This is a genomic window from Paracoccus zeaxanthinifaciens ATCC 21588, from assembly GCF_000420145.1.
Taxonomy (GTDB): Bacteria; Pseudomonadota; Alphaproteobacteria; order Rhodobacterales; family Rhodobacteraceae; genus Paracoccus; species Paracoccus zeaxanthinifaciens.
Genome location: NZ_ATUJ01000015.1, coordinates 60,317 through 83,276, shown reverse-complemented (window position 1 = coordinate 83,276; position 22,960 = coordinate 60,317). Strand labels below are relative to the sequence as shown.

Here is a 22,960-nt window from a genome sequence, read left to right as displayed (position 1 = left end):
GGCCAAGTCAGCGATTACACCGGTGCAGCCGCGCTGCTGAGCAGCCTGCCTCGGGCGGACTGGCTGCTCGCCGACCGAGGCTATGATGCGGATTGGTTCCGCGACGCCCTGAAAGACAAGGGGATCAGGCCCTGCATCCCGGGCCGGAAGTCCCGCGGCAAGCCCGTCAAATACGACAAGCGACGCTACAGACGACGCAACCGCATAGAGATCATGTTCGGTAGGTTGAAGGACTGGCGGCGAGTAGCGACACGTTACGATAGATGCCCAAAGGTCTTCCTCTCCGCCGTCGCTCTCGCTGCCACCGTCATGTTCTGGCTGTGACCATCAATGAGTCTGGAGCCTAGACGCCATCGAAGCCAGGCTGCGGAAGCGCGCGGCATGGGTAACAAGGCAGCAGCGGTATTTCGCGCAATTCCTGCCGCGGACGCCGGAGCGCAGGTTCGTCGCAGGGGAAACGCATCTTTACCTGGGGCGCCAGTACCGGCTGAAGGTCGTCCCGCATGTCAAGGAAAGCGTGAAGCTGACCCGCGGCTTCATCGTTGTGCAGACTCACCGACCGACCAGGCCGGAGGTGACACGCGAACTGGTCGAGGCATGGTACAGGGACCGGGCCCACATCAAGTTTCCGGAGCGGATCGAACTCTGTCTCGGTCTCTTCCCGGATCCCGAGGCATTCCGGCCGAAGGGTCTCATCGTACGCCAGACCCGGCAGCGATGGGGGTCCATGTCACCGGCCGGACGTTTGCTACTGAACCGCCGCCTCGTGCAGGCGCCGGTCGATGCAATCGACTACGTGATCACCCACGAACTCTGCCACGTGGCCGAACCCCATCACGGGGCAGCCTTCTTCGATCTCCTCGACAAGGTGATGCCCGACTGGGAGCGCCGGAAGCAGAGACTGGAACGGGCCATGGCCTGAGAACTTCCGAACCCGGTCGCGGCAGCCCCAAACGCGACTCCAATCCAAGCAATTTCAATGGCTTGAATTTCGCCAATATCTACAGGGGCTTATGAGAAATTCACCAAAATGGCGCAGTCATGAGGTCCGGAGAATATCGGCCTTGAGAGAACGCTTCCGGGCCACCGCGCACCGGGGCCAGTGCTCAGTCCCTCCCGCATAACCCTCGAAAACAACGGAAAAATCCGGCCTCAGCCGGATCGGGAGAACGCTTTCGCGGGGGCAAGTGGCGGAGCGAGAGGGATTCGAACCCTCGAGACGGTTTCCCGCCTACACACTTTCCAGGCGTGCGCCTTCGACCACTCGGCCACCGCTCCGTCGGGCAGGGTCTAGCCCGTGTCGGCGGGCGGTGCAAGATGCATGTCAGAGTTTCGAGATACGCTTCTGCAACTCTGCCAATTGCCGACGGATTTCGGCCATGTCCTGACCGTCCTCGGCGGGCTTGGCATCGCCGCCTTCGGCCATCTCGTCGGGCTCGGGGCCGGAACTGCCAGTCCAGCCGCCCATCATCGCGCGCATGAACGCCTGCTGCTGGCGCTGCATCGCGTCGAAGCCCGGCACGTTCGTCATCGGATGGGGCATCTGGGCCATATTCTCCATCAGCTTGGACTGACCCTGGCGCAGGATCTCGAAGCTGGCGGCCAAGAACTGAGGAACGACCGACTGCGCGCTGCTGGTATAGCTGCGCACCAGGTCGTTCAGCACCTCCAGCGGCAGGACGCTCTCGCCGCGGCTCTCATGCTCGGCGATGATCTGCAGCAGGTATTGACGCGTCAGGTCGTCGCCCGATTTCAGATCGACGATGCGGACCTCGCGCCCGTCGCGGATGAAGGTCGCGATATCCTCGAGCGTGACATAGTCGCTGGTCTCGGTGTTGTAGAGGCGGCGGCTTGCGTAACGCTTGATCAGCAGGGGCGCTTTTTCGGCGGCCATCTCGGCTCCTTGCGGTCGTTTCAGGCATGATGGAAGCCAAGTCGGCAAAACGCAAAGGAAAAACGCAAGAAGGGGCGGCACTCGGCCACCCCTTCCCGTCAACGCCCTGTCGCGATCACTTCGCGGCGGCGGTCGTCTTCTTGACGGCGGCGCTGGTTTCGCGCGTCGCCTTCTCGGCCACCTTCTGCGCGTCGGCAGCCATGTCCTTGCCGGCGGTCAGCATCAGGTCGACGGTGTCCATCTGAACCTTCTTGGCCACTTCGGCGAAGGCGGCCATGTGCTCGGCAGCCATCTCGGCCGAGGCCGAAGCGAAGTCGCTCATGGCCTTCGCATAGTCGGTCGGCTCTTCCTTGACGACGGCCAGTTCGCCCATGCGCGCGATCGAGTCCTTGGCCCAGGTGGACGAGATCTCGGTCGAACGCTCGGCCGCGCCCAGCGCGATCTTGGCGAATTTCTCGCCCATGGCGGTCTGGGACTTCATGGCTTCCTGCATCGAGCTGGTGTCGATCGGGAAGTTCGCCATCATGTCCTGCATGGTCTTGGTGAAATCGGGGGTCTTGGCCATAACTTTCTGCTCCTGTCATGCGGCGACGAGAGAGAGGGAGGAACGTTTCGCCGCGTTTTCAACACAACCCGAATATGGATGCTGCACCGCAGCATTTCAAGGTTTTTCTGCTGCACTGCAGCGAAACCCCGGGTTGCGCAGGACATGCCGGACAAGTCCTTGAACTTGCTGGAGCGAAGACCCGCTTCAGCCCGCGCGCTCGTGGACATAGCTGCCCGGAGCAGGCTCGATCCCGTCCTCGGGGTGGCGCGCATCGACCATAGGGCCCGCGCGTTCGGCCAGCCATTCGCCCCAGCGCGGCCACCAGCTGCCCTCGTGGAAACCGGTCGATTCGCGCCAGGCGTCATGCCCCTGATCGAAGCCCCCCTGCCCCGCGTAATGTCCGTATTTCACGCGGCTGGGCGGGTTCACGATCCCCGCGACATGGCCCGATTCAGACAAGATGAAGGTCTTGTCCTGCGATCCCATCCTGGCGAAGCCGCGCCAGCAATCCTTCCACGGGGCGATGTGGTCGGCCTCGCAGGCGATGGCGCAGATGGGCAGGGCGACATCCGACAGGCGCAGGTCGTGCCCCATCAGCCGGAAGCCGTCCGTCGCGAATTCGTTGCGCTGGCACAGCCCGCGCAGATACTGGATCGCCATCCGCCCCGGCAGGTTCGTGCTGTCGCCGTTCCAGAACAGCAGATCGAAGGCGGGCGGCGTCTCGCCCATCATGTAGCTGCGGATCGCAGGCCCCCACACGAGGTCGTTGGCGCGAAGGAAGCTCATGGTGCGCGACATCAGCCCCGCCCGCATCAGCCCGTAGGCATTCACCTCCTGCTCGATCCCATCGACGAAATCGTCCTGCAGGAAGTTCACGAACTCTCCCTGCTCGGAAAAGTCGGTCAGCGTGGTGAACAGCGTCGCGGCATTCACGCGGTCGTCGCCCCGTTGCGCCAGCAGCGCCAGCGTCAGCGACAGGGTCGTGCCGGCGATGCAGTAGCCGACCGCGTTCAGCTTCGGCTGCCCGGTCAGGTCGCGCACGCGGTCCATCGCCTCCAGGTAGGCCTCGACGTAATCCTCGATCCCCACCTCGGAGAAGCTTGCGTCGGGGTTCTTCCAGCTGACGACGAACAGGCTGTGGCCCTGTTCCAGCAGCCACTGGATCATGCTGTTCTTGGGCTTCAGGTCCAGGATGTAGAACTTGTTGATCCAGGGCGGGAAGACGATCAGCGGCGTCTCGTGGACCTGTTCGGTCATGGGCGCGTACTGGATCAGCTCGAACAGGCGCGACCGGTGGACGACCTGCCCCGGCGTGGTGCCGATATTCTCGCCCACGGCAAAGGCCTTGCGGTCGGCCAGCGACACGATCATCTCGCCGCCATGCTGTTCGATGTCGCGCACGAGGTTCTCCAGCCCGCGCACGAGGCTTTCGCCCTCGGTCTCGATCGCGCGTTCCAGCGCGTCGGGATTGGTCGCGAGGAAGTTCGTGGGCGCCATCATGTCCACGATCTGGTTCGTCAGCCAGCCGATGCGCTTGCGCGCGACCTCGTCGGGCAGTTCCAGCCCGGCGGCCGCGTCCTTCAGCGCGCGGGCATTGGTCTGGTACTGCCGCTTGACCAGGTTGAAATAGGGGTGGTTCTGCCACAGCGGGTTGGCAAAGCGCTTGTCCGCGGGGGCGTCATCCTCGGGGGCGGTCCATTGCCCCTGCGACAGCGCCTGCTGCGCGCGGGCATAGTTCGCCAGCGTCTCGCCCCAGTAGCTGACCTGCATCTCGATCATGCGCGAGGGCTGCTCGGTCAGGGTCTTCAGGAACCCCTCGGCGGCGGTCCGATAGAGATCGGGCCCCGGCGCCTCGACATTGGGGTTGGGCATGGCGCGTTCGGCAAAGGCGGCAAGCAGGCGATGGCCCAGCTGTTCGATCCGCTCGATGTTCTGGGCCAGCTTCTGCGCGGTGGGCGCGTGCCCTGCCCCCGCGATGCGGTCCAGCGCCTCTTGCGCGGGTGCGGGATCCGCCGTGACGCGGGGTTCCGGTGCCGTCTTCTTGGCCGCCGGACGTCGCTTGGGGCCAGGTTTTGCGGGCTTTTTCGAAGCTTTCGCATCAACCTCCCCTGCAGCAAGATTTTTTCGCGTGCCGCGTGTCTGCCTTGCCATGACGGACGTTCCCCCCTAGTTATTCCTTGGATGATACGCGCAGCCCCGCCAAGGCGTAAACCCGGCAATTCGGGACCGTGACACTGGCATGACGGGCGCAACCAGCGGAGGTGTCATGACGGTCAAGGGTGTGAAGGGGATCATCTCCTACGACGCGATGGAGACGATCCGGAACACGAACGAATGGCTGGGCGCGACCGCCCGCGCCATCGGCGGATACCCGGCCTTCGCGCTGGCGCCGAACCCGATGTTCAGGATGATGGCGGCCTGGGGCAAGGTCACCGAGCGCAGCTTCTCGCGCATGGTGATCAAGCCGGACTGGGAAATCCCAGCCATCGCGGGCGAGGACGGGCAGGACCACATCGTCTATGTCGAACCGGAACTGAAGCGTCCCTTCGGCGACCTGATCCGCTTTCGCGTCGCACGCCGCGACCCCAAGCCGCGCAAGGTCCTGCTGGTCGCGCCCATGTCGGGCCATTACGCGACGCTGATGCGGTCCACCGTGACCTCGCTGCTGCCCGATTGCGATCTCTATGTGACCGACTGGCACAATGCCCGCGACATCCCCGTCAGCGAAGGCAAGTTCGACGTCGAGGATTACACCGCCTATCTCGTGGACTTCATCCGCCACCTTGGCCCGGACGTCCATGTCATCGCCGTCTGCCAGCCCGCGCCCCTTGCGCTGGCCGCGACCGCCATCCTGGCCGAGGACACCCCCGAGGCCCAGCCCCGCACGCTGACGCTGATCGGCGGGCCGGTGAACCCAGACGCCGCCGCGACCGAGGTGACGGATTTCGGCAACCGCGTCACCATGGGCGAACTGGAGCACCTCGTGATCCAGTCGGTCGGCTTCAAGTATCGCGGCGCAGGGCGCATGGTCTATCCGGGCCTTGCGCAGCTGGGCAGCTTCATCGCCATGAACGCCGAGAACCACGCCAAGGCATTCGCCGACCAGATCTTCGCCGAGGCGCGCGGCACCGCCTCCGAAGGCGACAAGCACAACCGCTTCTATGACGAATACCTGGCCGTCATGGACATGACCGCCGAATTCTACCTCTCGACGGTCGAGCGGATCTTCAAGAACCTCGAGATCGCCGAGAACCGCTTCGAGGTGAACGGTCGCAGCGTCGATATCGGCAAGATCACCTCGACCGCAGTGATGACGGTCGAAGGGGCGAACGACGACATCTCGGCCCCCGGCCAATGCGTCGCGGCGCTGGACCTGTGCACGGGCGTGCCCGATGCCCGCAAGGCGCAGCACCTGGAACCCGGCGCGGGCCATTACGGCATCTTTGCGGGCAAGTCCTGGCGCCTGAACATCCGCCCGCTGGTCCTGGACTTCATGGACGAGGCCACCTCGCAGCCCGAGACGCAGGCCACGCGCAAGCGCCGCCGGTCGCGGCAGGCGCAGGACGATTGCGGCGTGAACGACCCGATGGACAGCGGCAAGATCGCCGTCTGAACGGTCACGGAACCCGGCCCCCGCGGGGGCCGTTTCCCTTTCCGAAGATCGCAACATGCGACGGAAAGGAAACGCGATGACCGAACATCACGAAAACGCCGACAAGTTCTGGAAACGTCTCGACGATGTGCGCAGCGGGATGCTGGGCACCACCGGAGAGGCGCGCCTGATCCCCATGTCGCATTACGCCGACCGCGAACATCGCGTCCTGTGGTTCATCACCGCACGCGACACCGAGCTGGCCAAGGACCTGGCATCGGGATCGAAGCCCGGCGTCCATGTCGTCTCGGACGGGGGCGAAGGCATCTATACCCGCTGCCACGGTCGCCTGTCGCTGTCGGACGACCGCGCCAAGCTCGAGGATCTGATGGGCGGCGTGGCCTCGGCCTGGTTCGACCAGGGCCAGAAGGACCCGGACGCGCAGCTGGTCCGCATGGACCTGACCGAGGCCGAGGTCTGGACGACCGAGGGCAGCCTTGCCTTCATGTATCACATCGCCAAGGCCAAGGTGACGGGCGAGACGCCGGATGTCGGCAAGCACTTTGCCCTGACTTTCTGAGCCCCGATCATCTGAGCAGCCTCAGATCCCGCGGATCCAATCCGCGATCACCTTCGTCAGCCCGGCCGTCTGGCCGGGCGACAACGCATCCCCCGCCAGCACATGGCTGGAAGGATCATCCCCCTGCCCCATCTGCACAAGATGCTTCGCGACCGGTCCCTGCCAGTCGTCGGCACGTTTTCGGATCGCCTGCGGATCGACGACCATGTCCCCCTCGGACCAGATGAACAGCGCGGGCTGGACGGCATCGCCCGTGGCCGCGCGCGACCATTGCAGCACCTTGGCCAGCGGCAGCAGCGCGGCGACGGAATAGCAACTCGTCCACCCCCTTGCGTGATCCTCGGACAGGGTCTCGAAGCACCGCTCGCGACCCGCGACCAGCGGCATCCAGTGGCGCACGAAGGGCAGGTCCAGCATCCGCGCCGCCCGCGACCTGACCGCATAATTGGCCGAGATCAGCACCACCCCGTCGATCTGCGGCCCCAGCACCTCGTCGCGCGCCGCTAGGTCGGCCATCGTCGCCCCGGTCGAGGTTCCGATGACCACGACCCGCCGCCCCAGACGACGCCCGACCGCGATCGCCTCGGCCGTGTCGCGCCACCAGTCCCGCGCCGTGGCCTGCGCCAGCGCATCGCCGTCCTGCCCGTGCCCCGTCAGCCTCGTGACGAACAGGTTCGCACCCAGTTCCCGCGCCACATCCTCGGGTAGCGGACGCAGCTCCATGGGCGAGGCCGACAATCCGTGCAGATAGACCAGCGCGATATCGGTCGGTGCACCGGGATCGCCCGCCCATTGCAGCCGGGCGGCGACCTCGGGGGCGATGCCGTCCTCGCGGGCACTCAGCCATGCCTGCAGGTCTTCGGGCAGATCGGCCAGCGGCGCGGGGCCGGGATGGCGCGGCCACAGCGTCCAGACCGCCGCCGCCACGACCAGCGCGGCCAGAACCCTAGCCCAGAACATCTTCGATCGCCTCGACCGTCAGGTCCAGACACGCATCCGACGAGAAGCGGTGATCCGCGCCCTTGACCAGCGTCAGGCGGATGTCGTCGCCGCGCGCATGGTCCAGCAGGTCCAGCGCCCATTGCATCGGCACGTCGGCATCCGCCGTCCCCTGCAGCAGCCGCACGGGGAAGGGCAGTTCCAGCGCGCGGTCCATCACCAGGTTCTCGCGACCGTCCTCGATCAGGCGGCGGGTGATGGGATAGGGCGCGTCGTAATCGCTCGGGCGCATGACGACGCCGTCGCGCATCAGGCGGTCGCGGGTCGCATCGTCCATCCCCGCCCAGAAGCCGCGTTCGGTGAAATCGGGGGCGGCGGCGATGGTCACCAGCCCCGCCACGCGCTGCGGCATGGCGCGGGCGATCAGCAGGCTGATCCAGCCGCCCATCGACGACCCGACCAGCACCTGCGGCCCGTCGGTCAGCGTCTCGATCACGGCGCGGGCATCGGCGGCCCAGTCCCCGATGCAGCCATCCTCGAACCGTCCGCCGCTGTCGCCGTGACCGCTGTAATCGAAGCGCAGGAAGGCGCGGCCCGTGCGTTCGGCCCATTGCTGCAGATGCAGCGCCTTGGTGCCGGTCATGTCGGACATGAACCCGCCAAGGAACACCACGCCCGGCCCCTTCCCCGCCGTCTGATGAAAGGCGATGCGGCGTCCGTCTGCGGTCTCGATGCTGCGGCTCATGGCGGGCTCCTGTCGGGATCGGTTGCGTTTTCATGGTGATAGGGCATCGCGCGCCCGCAGGGAACCGCCGCATGACTTGACAGGGGGGCGGCCACGGTTCATGCGTTGCGCCCGACATAACCCGCAACCGGGCGTTCCGTGGGCGCCAAACCGACGAGGAGGACGTGATGTCCCAGATCTCCCTCACCTTTCCCGATGGCAATTCGCGCGACTATGACGCGGGCGTGACCGCCGCGCAGGTGGCCGAAAGCATCGCCCCCAGCCTGGCCAAGCGCGCGATCAGCGCCAGCCTCGATGGCAAGCATATCGACCTGGCCTGGCCGATCACCGCAAGCGGCGCGATCGCGATCCACACCCTCAAGGACGAGGAACAGGCGCTGGAACTGATCCGCCACGATTTCGCCCATGTCATGGCCCGCGCCGTGCAGGAGATCTGGCCGGACGTGAAGGTCACCATCGGGCCGGTGCGCGACCACGGCTGGTTCTACGATTTCGACCGGGCCGAGCCCTTCACCCCCGAGGATCTGGGCCAGATCGAGGCGAAGATGAAGGAGATCATCAACGCCCGCGAACCCGTCCGTACCGAGGTCTGGGACCGCGCCCGCGCCGTCGCCCATTACGAGGCCGCCGGCGAACCCTTCAAGGTGGAGCTGATCGACCGCATCCCCGAGGGCGAGGATCTGCGGATGTACTGGCATGGCGACTGGCAGGACCTGTGCCGCGGTCCGCATCTGCAGAACACCGGCCAGCTGCCCGCCGACGCCTTCAAGCTGACCCATATCGCCGGCGCCTACTGGCTGGGTGATGCGACGCGCCCGATGCTGCAGCGCATCTATGGCGTGGCCTTCCGCAACAAGGACGACCTCAAGGCGCATCTGCACATGCTGGAAGAGGCCGCCAAGCGCGACCACCGCAAGCTGGGCCGCGAGATGGACCTGTTCCACATGCAGGAAGAGGCGCCGGGCCAGATCTTCTGGCACCCGAACGGCTGGAACATCTATACCACGCTGCAGGATTACATGCGCCGCAAGCAGCGCGCCGACGGCTATGTCGAGGTGAACACCCCGCAGGTCGTCAGCCGCAAGCTGTGGGAGGAATCCGGCCACTGGGAAAACTACCAGGAGAACATGTTCATCGTCGAGGTCGACGAGGATCACGCGCGGACCAAGACGGTCAACGCGCTCAAGCCGATGAACTGCCCCTGCCACGTGCAGATCTTCAATCACGGCCTGAAATCCTATCGCGACCTGCCGCTGCGCATGGCCGAGTTCGGGTCCTGCAACCGCTACGAACCCTCGGGGGCGCTGCACGGGATCATGCGCGTGCGCGGCTTCACGCAGGACGACGCGCATATCTTCTGCACCGAGGATCAGATCGAGGCCGAGACCAAGAAATTCATCGAGTTCCTGGCCGGGATCTATGCCGATCTGGGCTTCACCGGCTGGCGGATCAAGCTGTCCACGCGCCCCGAAAAGCGCATCGGTTCCGACGAAAGCTGGGACCGGGTCGAGGCCGCGTTGGGCAATGCCTGCCAGGCCGCGGGATATGATTATACCATCTTCCCGGGCGAAGGCGCGTTCTACGGGCCCAAGCTGGAATTCGTGCTGACCGACGCGATCGGCCGCGACTGGCAATGCGGCACGCTGCAGGTGGACCCGAACCTGCCCGAACGCCTGGACGCGGAATATGTCGGACAGGACGGGCACAAGCACCGCCCGATCATGCTGCATCGCGCGGTCCTGGGCAGCTTCGAGCGTTTCATCGGCATCCTGATCGAGAACAGCGCCGGCAAACTGCCCTTCTGGCTGGCCCCGCGTCAGGTTGTGGTTGCATCCATCGTCTCGGACGCCGATGATTACGTGCACGAGGTCGTTTCGGCGCTTCAGGCCGCCGGCATCCGCGCCGAGGCAGACACCCGGAACGAGAAGATCAACTACAAGGTCCGCGAGCATTCCGTCGCCAAGGTCCCCGCGATCCTGGCCATCGGCATGAAAGAGGTCGAGACCCGCAGCGTTTCCATGCGCCGCCTTGACCAGCAAGGCAGCCGGACGCTGACCCTCGACGAGGTCGTGGACCAGCTTTCGACCGAAGCGACCGCGCCCGACCTGCGCTGACAAGGCACCAGATCGAGGGCCGTCACGAATCTTATTGCAGGCGCGGCTGATTCCGGGCAGTTCGCGCTTGCGTTTTTATGCGATTCGGGCATGCTCGCACCTGCGTGAGCGAAGACTTTCTACCGCCTCCCTTCGGGGCAGCCGGAAGACCGAAAGCGGGCTGCACGGCCTGGCGCAATCCTGCGTCGGGATGACTTGAAGGAGATACGGTTATGGCGACCGGAACGGTAAAGTGGTTCAACGCCACCAAAGGTTATGGCTTCATCGCCCCCGATGAGGGTGGCAAGGACGTGTTCGTCCACATCTCGGCAGTTGAACGCGCCGGGCTGACGGGCCTGCAGGACAACCAGAAGATCGGTTACGAACTGCAGTCGGGCCGCGACGGCCGCGCCTCGGCTTCGGATCTGCGCCTCCTCTGAGACGTGATCTACCGGAACGGCCCGTTTGCGCGGGCCGTTTTTCTTTGGCAGAAGGGGCGCTTCGCAAACGCCATCCGTTCTGCCAAGGACACCCCCAATGTCCTTCCCATGGCGGAACCGCCCATCGCAAGGACATGACATGACCCGTCTCGACATCTTCGCGGACCCGGTCTGCCCCTGGAGCCTTATCGGCAAGCTGGAACTGGACCGCGCGCTGGAAAGCCGCCCGGATCATCCCTTCGCCGTCAGCTGGCATCCCTTTCGCCTGAACCCCCAGATCGCCGCCGAGGGCGTGGATCGCATCGCGCATCTGAAGGCCACGATGGGCGCCGACGGGGCCGAGGCCATGCGCCTGCTGGTCGAACAATCCGCCGCGATGGGCCTGACTCTGAACCCGGCCGAGCGTGAACCCAACACCCTGGACGCCCACCGCCTGATGCACTGGGCGGGCCTGGAACAGGCGCAGTCGCGCGTCATGTCCGGCCTGATGCGCGCCCATTGGCAAGAGGCGCGCGACATCGCGGACCATGCCGAGCTGGGCGCGATCGCGGCGCAGGCCGGAATGGATCGCGACATGGTGCTGCGCCTTCTGGCCAGCGATGCCGACCGCGACGAGGTGAACACCCGCGAACTGCACGCGCGCGAACGCGGCATCACGGTCTGCCCGACCTTCATCGTGGCCGATGCCCATGCCGTGACGGGCGCGCAACCCGCCAAGCTGTGGCAGAACGTCGTCGACGAGATCGCCGCACAGGGTTGAAAGCCTTGCAGACTGTGCAATTTCGTCCTATCTGCCATGGGGTAACCGACAGGTGGACCCCATGACAGACATCGCCGCACCGGGGATGGCGCCGCAGCGACGGCTGCCCTTGCCCGAATTCATCGCGATGTTGGCCTTTCTCTTTGCCAGCATCGCCTTCTCGATCGACGCGATGCTGCCCGCCCTGCCGGACATCGCGGCCGAGCTGACGCCCCAGAACGTGAACCGCGCCCAGCTGATCCTGACGGCCTTCATGGCGGGCATGGGGTCGGGCACGCTGTTCGCGGGGCCGATCTCGGACGCATTGGGGCGCAAGCGGACGATCACCCTGGGGTTCGCCATCTACAGCATCGGCGCGATCGCCGCGCTCTATGCGAACTCGTTGGAGCTGCTTCTGGCCGCGCGCTTCGTGCAGGGCGTCGGCGCATCGGGCCCGCGCATCGTCGGGCTGGCGCTTGTGCGCGATCTCTATGACGGCCGAGAGATGGCGCGCATCACCAGCTTCGTGATGATGATCTTCATCATGGTCCCGGCCATCGCGCCCACGCTCGGGGCCGCGATCATCGCGGTCGCGGGCTGGCACGGGGTGTTCCTGGCCTTCCTGGGCTTTGCCGCGATCGGCGCGACCTGGCTGAACCTGCGCCAGGCCGAGACCCTGCCCCCCGAACGCCGCCGCCCGCTGCGCGTCGCGACCCTGACCGCCGCCGCGAAAGAGGTCGTCAGCAACCGCCAGGTCATGCTGGCGACGGTGGTTCTGACCCTGGGCTTCGGGCAGATGTTCGGACTTCTGTCCTCGGCCCAGCAGCTGTTCGGCCAGACCTATGGCAAGGGCGAGCATTTCCACCTGTGGTTCGCCGCAATGGCCCTTCTGTCGGGGTCGGGAACGGTGCTGAACGCGACCTTCGTGATCCGCTTCGGCATGCGCCGCATCGCGAAATGGGCCTATGTGATGCAGACGGTCGTGTCCTCGGTGACGCTGGTCCTGATGCTGACGGGCGTGCTGCCGCAGGCGCTGGCCTTCCCTGTCTTCTTCTTCTGGGCGGTCAGCGTGTTCTTCATGGCAGGCGTGACGTTCGGCAACCTGAACGCGCTGGCATTGCAGCATATGGGCCATATCGCGGGCATGGCCGCGTCGATCATCGCGGCCATATCCACCCTTGCGGCGGTGGTGATCGCGATCCCCGTCGGGCTGCTCTATGACGGGACGGCGGTGCCTGCGGTGGCGGCGACGCTGATCTGTTCCGCGCTGGCGTGGTTCCTGATGCGCAGGCTTCAGGATTGACAAAGGGGGCCGCGCGGGCCCCCTTTCTGCTTCAGGCCGCCAACCCTTCGGGCAGCTTGGCGCCGGTCATATAGGCCACCGCGTCCGACATGGAATGCTCCTTGGGATCGATGGTGCACAGCCTGCGGCCCAGCCGGTGGATGTGGATGCGGTCCGCCACCTCGAAGACATGCGGCATGTTGTGGCTGATCAGCACGATCGGGATCCCGCGCGAACGCACGTCCTGGATCAGGTCCAGCACCCGGCGGCTTTCCTTGACGCCAAGCGCGGCGGTCGGCTCGTCCAGGATGATGACCCGGCTGCCGAAGGCCGCGGCGCGCGCGACGGCGACGCCCTGGCGCTGACCGCCCGAAAGCGTCTCGACCGGCTGGCCGATGTTCTGGATCGTCATCAGCCCCAGCTCGGACAGCTTCTGGCGGGCGAACTCGTCCATGGCGGGCTTGTCCAGCATGCGGAACCACTTGCCCATGACGCCCGGCTTGCGGATCTCGCGGCCCATGAACATGTTGTCGGAAATCGACAGCGCGGGGGACAGGGCCAGCGTCTGGTAGACGGTCTCGATCCCCGACTTGCGGGCATCCAGCGGGCTGTCGAAGCTGATCTTCTCGCCGCCCAGGCGGATCTCGCCCTCGTCGGGACGGACCGCGCCGGACAGCGCCTTGATCAGGCTGGACTTGCCCGCGCCGTTATCGCCGATGACGGCCAGGATCTCTCCGGGGTAGAGGTCGAAATCCGCGCCGTCCATGGCGGTGACGCGGCCATAGCGCTTGACGAGGCCCCGTGCGGACAGGATGGGATCGGTCATGACGACACCTTTCTGATCCATTGGTCGATTGCCACGGCAAGGATGATCAGCCAGCCCGTCGCGAACAGCTGCCACAGCACGTCGACACCTGCCAGCCGCAGCCCGGAATTGAACACGCCCACGATCAGCGCGCCGATCAGCGGCCCAAGGATCGAGCCGCGCCCGCCGAACAGCGAGATGCCGCCGATCACCACCGCGGTGATGGATTCGAGGTTGGCCTCGAAGAACGAGGTCGGGCTGATCGAGCCGACGCGACCGATCGACGACCATGCCGCCAGCGCGCAGATGACGCCCGCCACGACATAGACCGACATCAGCACCTGCCGGGTCTGGATCCCCGCGAGGCCCGCGGATTCGGGATCGTCGCCCACCGCATAGACGCGCCGCCCCCATGCCGTCTTGTAGAGCGCATAGTAGAGCACCGCGAAGACGACCAGCATCAGGATCACGCCATAGGTCAGCACCGCGCCGCCCAGGTTGAAACGCTCGCCGAAGAATTTCAGCATCGGCGCTTCGGCGTCCAGCGTCTGGCTTCGCAATGTCTCGCGCCCCGAGACGTAGTAGTTCAGCGCCAGGAAGATGTTCCAGGTGCCAAGCGTCGTGATGAAGGGCGGCAGCTTCAGGCGCGTCACCAGAAGGCCGTTCAGCCCGCCGGTCGCCGCGCCGCAGATCAGGCCCGCAAGGATCGCCAGCGGCACCGGAACGCCGAAATTGACGGCCAGCTGCCCCATCACGACCGAGATCAGCACCATCACGGCGCCCACCGACAGGTCGATGCCCGCGGTCAGGATCACCAGCGACTGCGCCGCCGCAAGCGTGCCGACCACGGCCACCTGCTGCAGGATCAGCGACAGGTTGAACGCCGAGAAGAAGTTGGGAGAGATCAGCCCGAAGGCGATCAGCGACAGCACCAGCACGATGACCGGGACCATGGTCGGGTATTGGTGCAGGAAATGCTGCACGCGGTCCAGCGGACGGCGGTGGCGGTGGTCGAAGCTTGCAACCTTGTCGTTGGCGTTGCGCTCGACCACGGGATCGGGGGTGTCGGACATCGACGTCTCCGTGGGAATGCGGGGGGGATGGCGGCCCATGCGCCGCCATCCCGTCATCGGGAAATCAGGCGGGCATCAGCCCCAGCAGCGATCGAGACCTTCCTCGATGCCGATCGATTCCACGCCGTCCACCGGCTCGCCCGTGACCAGGTTCACGCCGGTATTGGTGAAGTCCAGACCTTCGCTGGTCTCGGGCTTGGTGCCGTCGGTCGCGAAGGCCGCGATGGCCTCGACGCCCATCGACGCCATCAGCAGCGGATATTGCTGCGAGGTCGCGCCGATCACGCCTTCCTCGACGTTCTGCACGCCGGGGCAGCCGCCATCGACCGACACGATCAGCACGTCGTTTTCCTTGCCGAAGGATTTCAGCGCCTCGTAGGCACCGGCGGCGGCGGGCTCGTTGATGGTATAGACGAGGTTGATGCCCGGATCGCGCTGCATCAGCGCCTCCATGGCCTGGCGCCCGCCCTCTTCGTTGCCCGAGGTGACCTCGTGGCCGACGATGCGCGCGTCATCCTCGTCGCCGATGACGTTCTCGTCCTTCACATCGACGCCGAAGCCTTCCAGGAAGCCCTGATCGCGCAGCACGTCGACCGAGGCGCCGCGTTCCGACAGGTCCAGCATCGCGATCTTCGCGTCCGCTGCCGCATCGCCCATCTTGCCCGCAGCCCATGCGCCGATCAGGCGACCTGCCTCGCGGTTGTCGGTGGCGAAGGTCGCGTCGGCGGCGTCGATCGGGTCCAGCGGCGTGTCCAGCGCGATGACCAGGATGCCCGCGTCACGCGCCTGCGCCACGCTGTCGGTGATGGCCTTGGTGTCGGATGCGGTGATCAGGATGCCCTTCACGCCCGCGGCGATGCAGCTTTCGACGGCCTGCTGCTGGGTCTCGTGATCGCCGTCGATCTTGCCGGCGAAGGTCATCAGCTCCATCCCCAGCTCTTCCGCCTTGGCGGTCGCGCCTTCCTTCATCTTGACGAAGAACGGGTTGATGTCGGTCTTGGTGATCAGGCATGCCTTCCCGGCATCCTGCGCATTGGCAAGGCCGGCCGACAGGACAAGCGCGGACAGCGCGGCGGAAGCGCGCAAAACGGTTTTGCGGGTCATGTATATCTCTCCTCCTGAAGGCGGATCCTCGGCCGCCTTGCCTTAAGGAAGCATCACGACAATTCACTTGTCAATAAATCAATCGTGTTGATTAATGGTTTCGGGGAAGAGGAGCCCGCATGACCATCCAGACCGACACTCCGGCCGACATGAGCCGGAACGAAAGGCTTATCCTGTCGCTGATCCGCAAGCGGGGGCCCCTGCCCCGCGCGGTCCTGGCCCCGCTGATGGGCCTGTCGGCGCAGGCCGTGGGGAACCTGTCGCGCAAGTTGATGCAGCGCGGCTTCCTGTCCGAGGAGGCGGTCGTGCGCGGCAAGGTCGGGCAACCCTCGACGCCGCTGTCGCTGGCCGGGGACGCGGCCTTCTTCCTGGGGTTCAAGATCGGGCGCAGGCTGGCGGAACTGGCGCTTGTGGATTTCGCGGGCAAGGTGCGGATGCACCGCCAGATGATCCACGACCATCCCGATCCCGAAGAGCTGATCGGCTTTGCGCGTCAGGGGCTTGCGACGATGTGCGCCACGCTGGATCCCGCGCAGCGCGACCGCGTGATGGGCGTGGGCATCGCCACCCCCTATCGCCTGTGGGACTGGGGCGAGGAGATGCGCGGCTGGCTGGAATTCGACCTTCAGGCCGAGCTGCAGGGCGACCTGCCCTTTCCCGTCATCCTGGAAAACGACGCGACCACGGCTTGCGGCGCCGAACTGATCTTCGGGACCTGCCGGTTGCCGCGCGATTTCCTGCACCTCTATGTCGCGCATTTCGCGGGGGGCGGGCTGGTGCTGGACGGGTCGCTGCGCCACGGGCCCACGCGGAACGCGGGCGCGATCGGTTCGATGCCGGTGCCGGGCGGGGGGCAGGTGCTGGACCGCGCCTCGGTCTCGACGCTGGAGCGGCTGATCGGCCGCCCGCTGCCGCCGGACGATTCGGGCTGGGACGTGCCTGCCGCCATCGAACGCGACTGGGCGCGCGACGCGGGCGAGGCGCTGGCCCATGCCGCCATTTCGGCGGTCGCGGTGGCGGATCTGGGCATGGTCGTCGTCGATGGCGCGGTGCCGCCCGCCACGCGGCGCCTGCTGACCGATGCCACCCGCGACGCGCTGGCCCGCATCCCCGCCGCGGGCATCGACCGCCCCCGCGTGATCGAGGGCAGCCTGGGACGCCAGGCCCGCATCCTGGGGGCGGCGGGCCTGCCCCTTGCGCATCATTTCCTGCCCGGCGGCGTGCCGGTGCAGGGGGAATACGCTTGACGCCCGGCCCACACGCCTGTATGCGGCCCGCTCATTGGTGTTGGTGGACCCCGCGAGGGGAACCCTGTCAGGCCCCGGTTCCGACCGCGGCCAGAGGACAACGCCCTTCGAAACGCTAAGAAGGAGATCAGCCGTGACCAAACGCACGTCTGCCAAGTACAAGATCGACCGCCGCATGGGCGAAAACATCTGGGGCCGCGCCAAGTCGCCGGTCAACCGCCGCGAATACGGCCCGGGCCAGCACGGCCAGCGCCGCAAGAACAAGCTGTCGGACTTCGGCACCCAGCTGCGCGCCAAGCAGAAGCTCAAGGGCTACTATGGCGACCTGACCGAGAAGCAGTTCCGCCGCATCTATGCCGAAGCCGAGCGTATCAAGGGCGACACCAGCGAAAACCTGATCGGCCTGCTCGAGTGCCGCCTGGACGCCGTCGTCTACCGCGCCAAGTTCGTGCCGACCATCTTCGCTGCCCGTCAGTTCGTGAACCACGGCCACATCGAAGTGAACGGCAAGCGCGTCAACATCCCGTCCTACCGCGTCAAGGAAGGCGATGTCATCTCGATCCGCGAGCGTTCGCGCCAGCTGGCCATCGTGCTGGAAGCCGTCGCCCTGACCGAGCGCGACGTTCCGGACTATGTCGAAGCGGACCACAACAAGATGACCGCGACCTTCGTTCGCACCCCGGCCCTGAGCGACGTGCCCTATGCCGTCGTCATGGAACCGAACCTGGTCGTCGAATTCTACGCGAAGAACTGATCTTCGCCGAATTCAAACCGATCGAAAGGCCGTCCCCCGGGGCGGCCTTTTGCGTTTGCGCGCATCCGCCGCGCGCGCCTGCCGAACTGCCCCCTTTCCATGCCGCGCCGCGATGACTAAACGGGCGGACAAAGGAAGGTAGCAATGACCCAGATCGCACCCAAGCCCGGCATCATGGATATCGCTCTCTATGTCAGCGGCGAAAGCAGGCTGGCGGGGCATGACGATGTCCTGAAGCTGTCCTCGAACGAGAACCCGCTCGGCTGCAGCCCTGCGGCACAAGAGGCGTTCCGCGCCGCATCGGGCGATCTGCACCGCTATCCGGCCACCGATCACGCGCCCCTGCGCCAGGCCATCGCCGAGGTGCACGGCCTCGATCCCGGCCGCATCATCTGCGGCGTGGGGTCCGATGAGGTGCTGCAATTCGTCACCCATGCATTCGCGGGCCATGGCGACGAGATCATCACGACCGAGCACGGCTTCTCGATGTATCCGATCCTGGCGCGCATGGTCGGGGCGACGCCCGTGACCGTGCCGGAAACGGACCGCCGCGTCGATGTGGACGCGATCCTTGCCGCCGTGACCGAACGCACCCGCGTCGTCTTCGTGGCAAACCCCGCCAACCCCACCGGCACCATGCTGGACGGCGACGAGCTCGAGCGCCTTGCCGCCGGCCTGCCCCCGCATGTCGTCTTCGTCCATGACGGCGCATATACGGAATTCGCGGGCGGCTTCGACGGCGGCGCCTCCCTCGTGGACCGGTTCCCAAACGTGGTGATGACGCGCACCTTCTCGAAGATCCACGGGCTGGGCGGGCTGCGCATCGGCTGGGGCTATGCCGCGCGGGACATCATCGACGTGCTGAACCGGCTGCGCCAACCCTTCAACCTGTCCAAGCCGCAGATGGCCGCCGCCGAGGCCGCGATCCGCGACACGGCCTTCACCGCCCATTGCGCCGACCTGAACGCGCGCTTGCGCGACCGAATGCGCCAGTCGCTGGTCCAGATGGGGATCGCCTGCGACGAGAGCTTCGCGAATTTCGTGCTGGCGCGCTTTGCCGACCCGGCCGAGGCCGAGGCCGCCGATGCAGCGCTGCGCGAGGCGGGCATCCTGGTGCGCCGCGTCGGCGGTTACGGCCTGCCCCATGCGCTGCGCATCACGGTCGGCGACGAAGACGGCGTGACCCGCGTGCTGGACGTGCTGGGCAGCTTCATCCAGGGGCGCCGGGCATGAGCGTGATCTACGACCGCGTCGCCCTGATCGGGCTGGGCCTGATCGCAGGCTCGATGTCGCTGGCCCTGCGCGAGGCGGGCCTGGCCTCCGAGGTGACGGGATATGCCCGCAGCGCCGAAACCCGCGACACCGCCCGAGAGATCGGGCTGTGCGATCGCATCTGCGACACCGCGGCCGAGGCCGTGGCGGGCGCGGATCTGGTCGTGCTGTGTGTCCCCGTCGGCGCGATGGGCGATGTCATGGCCGAGATCGGCCCCCATCTGGCGCCGGGCGCGACCGTCACCGATGTCGGCTCGGTCAAGCAATCCGTCATCGATGCCGTGCAGCCCCACATGCCGCAGGGGGCGCATTTCATCCCCGGCCACCCCCTTGCCGGGACCGAGCATTCGGGCCCCCGCGCCGGTTTCGCGACCCTGTTCCGGAACCGCTGGTGGCTGCTGACCCCCCTGCCCGACACGGATGCCGATGCGCTGGACCGCCTGAACCGCTGCCTTGCGGGGATCGGTGCCAAGACCGACGTGATGGAGCCTGCTCACCACGATCTTGTCCTGGCCGTCACCAGCCATGCGCCCCACCTGATCGCCTATACGATGGTCGGCGTAGCCGATCACCTGCAGCGCGTCTCGGGCGAAGAGGTGATCCAGTATTCCGCCGCCGGCTTCCGCGACTTCACCCGCATCGCCGCCAGCGACCCGACCATGTGGCGCGACGTGTTCCTGCACAACAAGGAGGCGACGCTGGACATCCTGGGCCGCTTCACCGAGGAGCTGTTCGTCCTGCAACGCGCGATCCGCATGGGCGACGGGCAGCAGCTGTTCGACTATTTCAGCCGCACGCGCGCGATCCGTCGCGGCATCATCGACGCCGGTCAGGATACCGCCGCCCCCGATTTCGGGCGCGGCGTGACCAAGACCTAGCGCAGGATCGGCGCCGGACCGACGGGCATGCCGCCGATGGTGATGCGCCCGTCCTCGAAGCCAAGGATCAGGCGGATCTCGTCGCCCTGGGCCTCGGGGAACTCGGTCTGCACATCGCCCGCCGCGATGTTGCGCAGGCCCGCACCCAGCAGCAGCCGCGCCGGCCCCTCGATCAGCCCGAGCGCCGCCGCCTGGTCCAGGGACGCATCCGCATCGGCGGTATAGACCGCCAGCTGCCCCGCCGCGCGACCCTGCGCATCGGCCGCGACCTGGCCCAGCAGACGCGCTTCCGCCTGCCCCATCCGCAGGACAAGGCCCTCGGTGCGCAGCCCCGTCAGGCGCGGCGCGGCCTGCGCCAGCGGTCCGGGCGTGCCGTCCAGCCAGACCTGCGCGGCGCCGACCAGATCCAGCGCATCCTCGGGGACCAGCGCCCCCAATGTCGCAAGCGCGGCGGGCTGCAACCCCTCGATCGCAAGATCCACGTCATAGGCCGCCAGCGTGTCCAAGGGCGCTGCGATATCCACCTGCACCAGTTCGGCCGAGACCTGCGCATCCCCCAGCATCGGCAGTTCGTTCGAGGTGATCGCCCCGGTCCCCGCGACGATCCGGGCGGGTGCCATCCGGCGCAGCGGCGCGAAATCGACGGATGCGGCGGGCGCCTCCATCCGCAGCGGTATGTCGCGCCCCGCCAGCGTCAGCGTCGCATCGCCCGGCAGTCCCAGCACCACCCGGAACGGGTCCAGCGGCGCGACCGAAACCTGCGCCCAGTCGACCGCAATCCCGCCCGCGGGGCCGCCCCATTCGGGGCCCTCGATCCGAATCCCCCATGCGCGCGGATCGCGCAGCGGGGTCACTGTCTCGGCCCTCAGATCCGGGGCATCCTGCATCGCCGCGCGCAGCCTGCCCGCGACATGCCCTTCGGTCCCGATCCACGTCGCGGCGCCCGCACCGATCAGCAGGGCAATTCCCGCCAAGCCCTTCAACATCTTCGCAGTCCCTTTTCCTTGCCCGAAAGCTGGCCTATTTTCATAAGCCATGGACAAACAGGTTTTGCAAAGGATCGAGTGGGTCTTCGGCTACGGCTCGCTCATCTGGAATCCCGGCTTCGCGCCGGTCGAGACGGTCCGCGCGCGGCTGACGGGCTTCGCGCGGCGCTTCTGCCTGCGATCGGTCGAACATCGCGGGACCGAGGATCGCCCCGGACTGGTGCTGGGGCTGGACCCCGACGACCGCGCGACGGTCTCGGGCGTCGCGCTGCGTATCGCGCCCGCCGATCACGACGCGGTGCTGGCCGATCTGCGCGCGCGCGAACTGGTCACCGACGCCTATCGCGAGACGCTTCTGCCCCTGACGCTGGAGGATGGACGCCGCATCGAGGCGCTGGCCTATGTGATGAAGCGCGACCACTGGCAATATGCGGGCGGGCTGACATCCGAGGAACAGGCCAGCATCATCGCCGCCGCGCATGGCGGGCGCGGACCGAATGCGGATTACCTGTTCAACACGGCGTCCCACCTGAACGAGATCGGCCTGCCCGACCCGCATCTGGACGCGCTGTCGGATGCGGTGCGCCACATCCAGTCGCGACAGCGGACCGACTGACCGCGACGCTTGGCAAGGGATCGCCCGCGCCCTAGACTTGGTGCAAACAAGCGCAGGGACAGGGATTTTCAGTGAGCGATCCGACCAACGATCCGCGCCCCGGGGCGCAATCCGCGCAACCGCGCCTGACCCTGTCCTCGCGCAGGCTGTCGGCCACGCGGGACCAGGCGATGATGGCGAACACCGTCCCGCCGCGCTTCTCGCAGCCGGTCCGGCAGATCCTGCTGATGCTGTCGGTGCTGGCGCTGGTCCTTGCGGGCGGCTGGCTGGCCTATGGCCGCATCCTGCCGATCTTCATGGCGAACCGCTGGCTGAACGGGGTCATCCTCGTGGTCTTCGCGACGGGCGTGCTGGCCTGCTTCTGGCAACTGGCGCAGCTGATGCGGTCGGTCAGCTGGATCGAGGGTTTCGCCGCCAAGCGCAGCGGGGGCCAGGTCGAACCGGCGGGACAGGCACCGCGCCTGCTGGCGCCGCTGGCCTCGCTTCTGGGGACGCGCGGTCCGGTGGGCGACGCGATCTCGACCGGGTCGGCGCGGTCGATCCTGGATTCGGTGGCGACCCGCATCGACGAGCTGCGCGACATCACAAGATATCTGTCCAACCTACTGATCTTCCTTGGCCTTCTGGGGACCTTCTACGGGCTTGCGACCACCGTGCCCGCCGTCGTGGACACGATCCGCGCGCTGGCGCCGCAGGACGGCGAAACCGGGATCGAGGTCTTCGACAAGCTGATGACCGGCCTCGAGGCGCAGCTGGGCGGGATGGCGACGGCGTTCTCGTCCTCGCTTCTGGGCCTGGCCGGCTCGCTGGTCGTGGGGCTGCTGGAACTGTTCGTGACGCATGGCCAGAACCGCTTCTACCGAGAGCTGGAGGAGTGGATGTCCGGCTTCACCCGCATCGGTCAAGGCGATGCCGCGGACGAGGCCGCGATCGGCGGGCTGCTGGACCAGATGTCGCGCCAGATGGACCGCCTGCAGGGCTGGCAGTCCGAACGCGACCAGATTCGGGACGAGACCGCGCTGATGGCCGACGAACGCGTCGTCGTGATGGCGCAGGCGATCGAACAGCTGGTCGAACGCAAGGACGGGATGGATGGCGACCGGCTGGCACAGGCGCTGGAACGCATCGCAGCCGGTCAGGACGCCCTTCTGGCCGAGGCCCGCGCGCCGAAGCCCGCCACCGACTGGGACCGGATCGAGACCGGCATCCAGAAGCTGGTGGACGAGATGAACGAGGGCCGCGACGAGGTCGTGGCCGAACTGCGCTCGGACATTCTGGTGCTGACCCGCGCGGTGCGGGCAGCCCGCTTCGGCGACCCGTTCCGCGACGACCTTCTGCCCGCCGACCCGCTGGCGCCCCATGGGCAGGGCTGAT

General features: G+C 66.7%; 22 protein-coding genes, 1 tRNA gene and 1 pseudogene. 14 read left to right on the top strand and 10 right to left on the bottom strand.

Going from position 1 to position 22,960, the window contains the following annotated elements; translation table 11 throughout:
• Positions 1 to 324 (top strand): annotated as a pseudogene (locus F804_RS0113120) (IS5-like element ISPze1 family transposase); the annotation flags it as partial.
• A 28-nt stretch (positions 325 to 352) separates the two neighbouring features.
• Positions 353 to 922, top strand: coding sequence for a M48 family metallopeptidase (locus tag F804_RS16520; RefSeq protein WP_281166828.1), 570 nt, complete (start codon positions 353 to 355; stop codon positions 920 to 922).
• A gap of 266 nt (positions 923 to 1,188) precedes the next feature.
• Here F804_RS16520 and F804_RS0113110 read toward each other — a convergent pair.
• From F804_RS0113110 to phaC, 4 genes are all read right to left on the bottom strand, one after another.
• A tRNA-Ser gene (locus tag F804_RS0113110) sits at positions 1,189 to 1,278 on the bottom strand.
• Positions 1,279 to 1,324: 46 nt separating this feature from the next.
• On the bottom strand, positions 1,325 to 1,894 hold the full coding sequence (gene phaR, locus F804_RS0113105) for a polyhydroxyalkanoate synthesis repressor PhaR (protein WP_022708204.1): 570 nt from the start codon (positions 1,892 to 1,894) through the stop codon (positions 1,325 to 1,327).
• A gap of 115 nt (positions 1,895 to 2,009) precedes the next feature.
• Positions 2,010 to 2,459 (bottom strand): phasin family protein, encoded by a 450-nt coding sequence (locus F804_RS0113100; RefSeq protein ID WP_022708203.1) that lies wholly within the window; start codon positions 2,457 to 2,459, stop codon positions 2,010 to 2,012.
• A 186-nt stretch (positions 2,460 to 2,645) separates the two neighbouring features.
• The gene (gene phaC, locus F804_RS0113095; protein WP_022708202.1) at positions 2,646 to 4,592 is read right to left on the bottom strand and encodes a class I poly(R)-hydroxyalkanoic acid synthase; all 1,947 of its coding nucleotides are present in this window, start codon (positions 4,590 to 4,592) and stop codon (positions 2,646 to 2,648) included.
• Positions 4,593 to 4,707: 115 nt separating this feature from the next.
• On the opposite strand from phaC, the gene phaZ reads away from it, so the two are divergent.
• Entirely contained in the window at positions 4,708 to 6,054 is a 1,347-nt protein-coding gene (gene phaZ / locus F804_RS0113090) for a polyhydroxyalkanoate depolymerase (RefSeq protein WP_425413880.1), read from the top strand.
• Between the two features lie 76 nt (positions 6,055 to 6,130).
• Complete coding sequence (locus tag F804_RS0113085; RefSeq protein ID WP_022708200.1) at positions 6,131 to 6,613, top strand: pyridoxamine 5'-phosphate oxidase family protein; 483 nt, start codon at positions 6,131 to 6,133, stop codon at positions 6,611 to 6,613.
• A 21-nt stretch (positions 6,614 to 6,634) separates the two neighbouring features.
• Here F804_RS0113085 and F804_RS0113080 read toward each other — a convergent pair whose 3' ends face one another.
• Both F804_RS0113080 and F804_RS0113075 read right to left on the bottom strand, forming a co-directional pair.
• Complete coding sequence (locus F804_RS0113080; protein WP_028725971.1) at positions 6,635 to 7,573, bottom strand: alpha/beta hydrolase; 939 nt, start codon at positions 7,571 to 7,573, stop codon at positions 6,635 to 6,637.
• A complete protein-coding gene (locus tag F804_RS0113075; protein WP_022708198.1) occupies positions 7,560 to 8,297 on the bottom strand; it encodes an alpha/beta fold hydrolase in 738 nt (245 codons plus the stop codon). The genes F804_RS0113080 and F804_RS0113075 overlap by 14 nt, the downstream gene beginning before the upstream one ends.
• A 167-nt stretch (positions 8,298 to 8,464) precedes the next feature.
• Between F804_RS0113075 and thrS the strand changes: the two genes are divergently transcribed.
• From thrS to F804_RS0113055, 4 genes are all read left to right on the top strand, one after another.
• Positions 8,465 to 10,411, top strand: a complete 1,947-nt coding sequence (gene thrS, locus F804_RS0113070; RefSeq protein ID WP_022708197.1) for a threonine--tRNA ligase — start codon at positions 8,465 to 8,467, stop codon at positions 10,409 to 10,411.
• A 212-nt stretch (positions 10,412 to 10,623) separates the two neighbouring features.
• Entirely contained in the window at positions 10,624 to 10,830 is a 207-nt protein-coding gene (locus F804_RS0113065) for a cold-shock protein (protein ID WP_022708196.1), read from the top strand.
• Positions 10,831 to 10,969: 139 nt separating this feature from the next.
• Positions 10,970 to 11,590, top strand: a complete 621-nt coding sequence (locus tag F804_RS0113060) for a DsbA family oxidoreductase (protein ID WP_022708195.1) — start codon at positions 10,970 to 10,972, stop codon at positions 11,588 to 11,590.
• A gap of 61 nt (positions 11,591 to 11,651) precedes the next feature.
• Positions 11,652 to 12,872: a multidrug effflux MFS transporter gene (locus F804_RS0113055; RefSeq protein WP_028725970.1), complete on the top strand. Its 1,221-nt coding sequence runs from the start codon at positions 11,652 to 11,654 to the stop codon at positions 12,870 to 12,872.
• Between the two features lie 31 nt (positions 12,873 to 12,903).
• Here F804_RS0113055 and F804_RS0113050 read toward each other — a convergent pair whose 3' ends face one another.
• The 3 genes from F804_RS0113050 to F804_RS0113040 form a co-directional block, all read right to left on the bottom strand.
• Positions 12,904 to 13,677: an ATP-binding cassette domain-containing protein gene (locus tag F804_RS0113050; protein ID WP_022708193.1), complete on the bottom strand. Its 774-nt coding sequence runs from the start codon at positions 13,675 to 13,677 to the stop codon at positions 12,904 to 12,906.
• Positions 13,674 to 14,729: an ABC transporter permease gene (locus F804_RS0113045; RefSeq protein ID WP_028725968.1), complete on the bottom strand. Its 1,056-nt coding sequence runs from the start codon at positions 14,727 to 14,729 to the stop codon at positions 13,674 to 13,676. The genes F804_RS0113050 and F804_RS0113045 overlap by 4 nt, the downstream gene beginning before the upstream one ends.
• Positions 14,730 to 14,804: 75 nt before the next feature.
• On the bottom strand, positions 14,805 to 15,833 hold the full coding sequence (locus F804_RS0113040; protein WP_022708191.1) for a sugar ABC transporter substrate-binding protein: 1,029 nt from the start codon (positions 15,831 to 15,833) through the stop codon (positions 14,805 to 14,807).
• Between the two features lie 119 nt (positions 15,834 to 15,952).
• Between F804_RS0113040 and F804_RS16515 the strand changes: the two genes are divergently transcribed.
• From F804_RS16515 to F804_RS0113020, 4 genes are all read left to right on the top strand, one after another.
• A complete protein-coding gene (locus F804_RS16515; RefSeq protein WP_022708190.1) occupies positions 15,953 to 17,080 on the top strand; it encodes an ROK family transcriptional regulator in 1,128 nt (375 codons plus the stop codon).
• 133 nt (positions 17,081 to 17,213) lie between these two features.
• Positions 17,214 to 17,834 carry a 30S ribosomal protein S4 gene (rpsD, locus tag F804_RS0113030; protein WP_022708189.1) on the top strand — a complete coding sequence of 207 codons (621 nt, stop codon included), beginning with the start codon at positions 17,214 to 17,216 and terminating at the stop codon, positions 17,832 to 17,834.
• A gap of 144 nt (positions 17,835 to 17,978) precedes the next feature.
• On the top strand, positions 17,979 to 19,067 hold the full coding sequence (hisC, locus tag F804_RS0113025) for a histidinol-phosphate transaminase (protein WP_022708188.1): 1,089 nt from the start codon (positions 17,979 to 17,981) through the stop codon (positions 19,065 to 19,067).
• Positions 19,064 to 19,984 (top strand): prephenate/arogenate dehydrogenase family protein, encoded by a 921-nt coding sequence (locus F804_RS0113020; RefSeq protein WP_022708187.1) that lies wholly within the window; start codon positions 19,064 to 19,066, stop codon positions 19,982 to 19,984. Before hisC ends, F804_RS0113020 begins: the two co-directional genes overlap by 4 nt.
• Here F804_RS0113020 and F804_RS0113015 read toward each other — a convergent pair.
• Positions 19,981 to 20,970, bottom strand: a complete 990-nt coding sequence (locus F804_RS0113015) for a DUF2125 domain-containing protein (protein WP_022708186.1) — start codon at positions 20,968 to 20,970, stop codon at positions 19,981 to 19,983. The two genes, F804_RS0113020 and F804_RS0113015, sit on opposite strands and share 4 nt — an antisense overlap.
• A gap of 49 nt (positions 20,971 to 21,019) precedes the next feature.
• Here F804_RS0113015 and F804_RS0113010 point away from each other — a divergent pair, with 49 nt between their 5' ends.
• Entirely contained in the window at positions 21,020 to 21,586 is a 567-nt protein-coding gene (locus tag F804_RS0113010) for a gamma-glutamylcyclotransferase (protein WP_022708185.1), read from the top strand.
• 170 nt (positions 21,587 to 21,756) lie between these two features.
• Positions 21,757 to 22,959 (top strand): hypothetical protein, encoded by a 1,203-nt coding sequence (locus tag F804_RS16510; RefSeq protein WP_051142385.1) that lies wholly within the window; start codon positions 21,757 to 21,759, stop codon positions 22,957 to 22,959.
• The last annotated feature ends 1 nt before the right edge of the window (position 22,960 follow it).

Excerpts from the sequence above, each read along its gene's own strand:
- phaR (WP_022708204.1), bottom strand. The coding sequence starts at position 1,894 with ATGGCCGCCGAAAAAGCGCCCCTGCTGATCAAGCGTTACGCAAGCCGC.
- F804_RS0113100 (WP_022708203.1), bottom strand. The coding sequence starts at position 2,459 with ATGGCCAAGACCCCCGATTTCACCAAGACCATGCAGGACATGATGGCG.
- phaC (WP_022708202.1), bottom strand. The coding sequence starts at position 4,592 with ATGGCAAGGCAGACACGCGGCACGCGAAAAAATCTTGCTGCAGGGGAG.
- phaZ (WP_425413880.1), top strand. The coding sequence starts at position 4,708 with ATGACGGTCAAGGGTGTGAAGGGGATCATCTCCTACGACGCGATGGAG.
- F804_RS0113085 (WP_022708200.1), top strand. The coding sequence starts at position 6,131 with ATGACCGAACATCACGAAAACGCCGACAAGTTCTGGAAACGTCTCGAC.
- F804_RS0113080 (WP_028725971.1), bottom strand. The coding sequence starts at position 7,573 with ATGTTCTGGGCTAGGGTTCTGGCCGCGCTGGTCGTGGCGGCGGCGGTC.
- F804_RS0113075 (WP_022708198.1), bottom strand. The coding sequence starts at position 8,297 with ATGAGCCGCAGCATCGAGACCGCAGACGGACGCCGCATCGCCTTTCAT.
- thrS (WP_022708197.1), top strand. The coding sequence starts at position 8,465 with ATGTCCCAGATCTCCCTCACCTTTCCCGATGGCAATTCGCGCGACTAT.
- F804_RS0113065 (WP_022708196.1), top strand. The coding sequence starts at position 10,624 with ATGGCGACCGGAACGGTAAAGTGGTTCAACGCCACCAAAGGTTATGGC.
- F804_RS0113060 (WP_022708195.1), top strand. The coding sequence starts at position 10,970 with ATGACCCGTCTCGACATCTTCGCGGACCCGGTCTGCCCCTGGAGCCTT.
- F804_RS0113055 (WP_028725970.1), top strand. The coding sequence starts at position 11,652 with ATGACAGACATCGCCGCACCGGGGATGGCGCCGCAGCGACGGCTGCCC.
- F804_RS0113050 (WP_022708193.1), bottom strand. The coding sequence starts at position 13,677 with ATGACCGATCCCATCCTGTCCGCACGGGGCCTCGTCAAGCGCTATGGC.
- F804_RS0113045 (WP_028725968.1), bottom strand. The coding sequence starts at position 14,729 with ATGTCCGACACCCCCGATCCCGTGGTCGAGCGCAACGCCAACGACAAG.
- F804_RS0113040 (WP_022708191.1), bottom strand. The coding sequence starts at position 15,833 with ATGACCCGCAAAACCGTTTTGCGCGCTTCCGCCGCGCTGTCCGCGCTT.
- F804_RS16515 (WP_022708190.1), top strand. The coding sequence starts at position 15,953 with ATGACCATCCAGACCGACACTCCGGCCGACATGAGCCGGAACGAAAGG.
- hisC (WP_022708188.1), top strand. The coding sequence starts at position 17,979 with ATGACCCAGATCGCACCCAAGCCCGGCATCATGGATATCGCTCTCTAT.
- F804_RS0113020 (WP_022708187.1), top strand. The coding sequence starts at position 19,064 with ATGAGCGTGATCTACGACCGCGTCGCCCTGATCGGGCTGGGCCTGATC.
- F804_RS0113015 (WP_022708186.1), bottom strand. The coding sequence starts at position 20,970 with ATGTTGAAGGGCTTGGCGGGAATTGCCCTGCTGATCGGTGCGGGCGCC.
- F804_RS0113010 (WP_022708185.1), top strand. The coding sequence starts at position 21,020 with ATGGACAAACAGGTTTTGCAAAGGATCGAGTGGGTCTTCGGCTACGGC.
- F804_RS16510 (WP_051142385.1), top strand. The coding sequence starts at position 21,757 with ATGATGGCGAACACCGTCCCGCCGCGCTTCTCGCAGCCGGTCCGGCAG.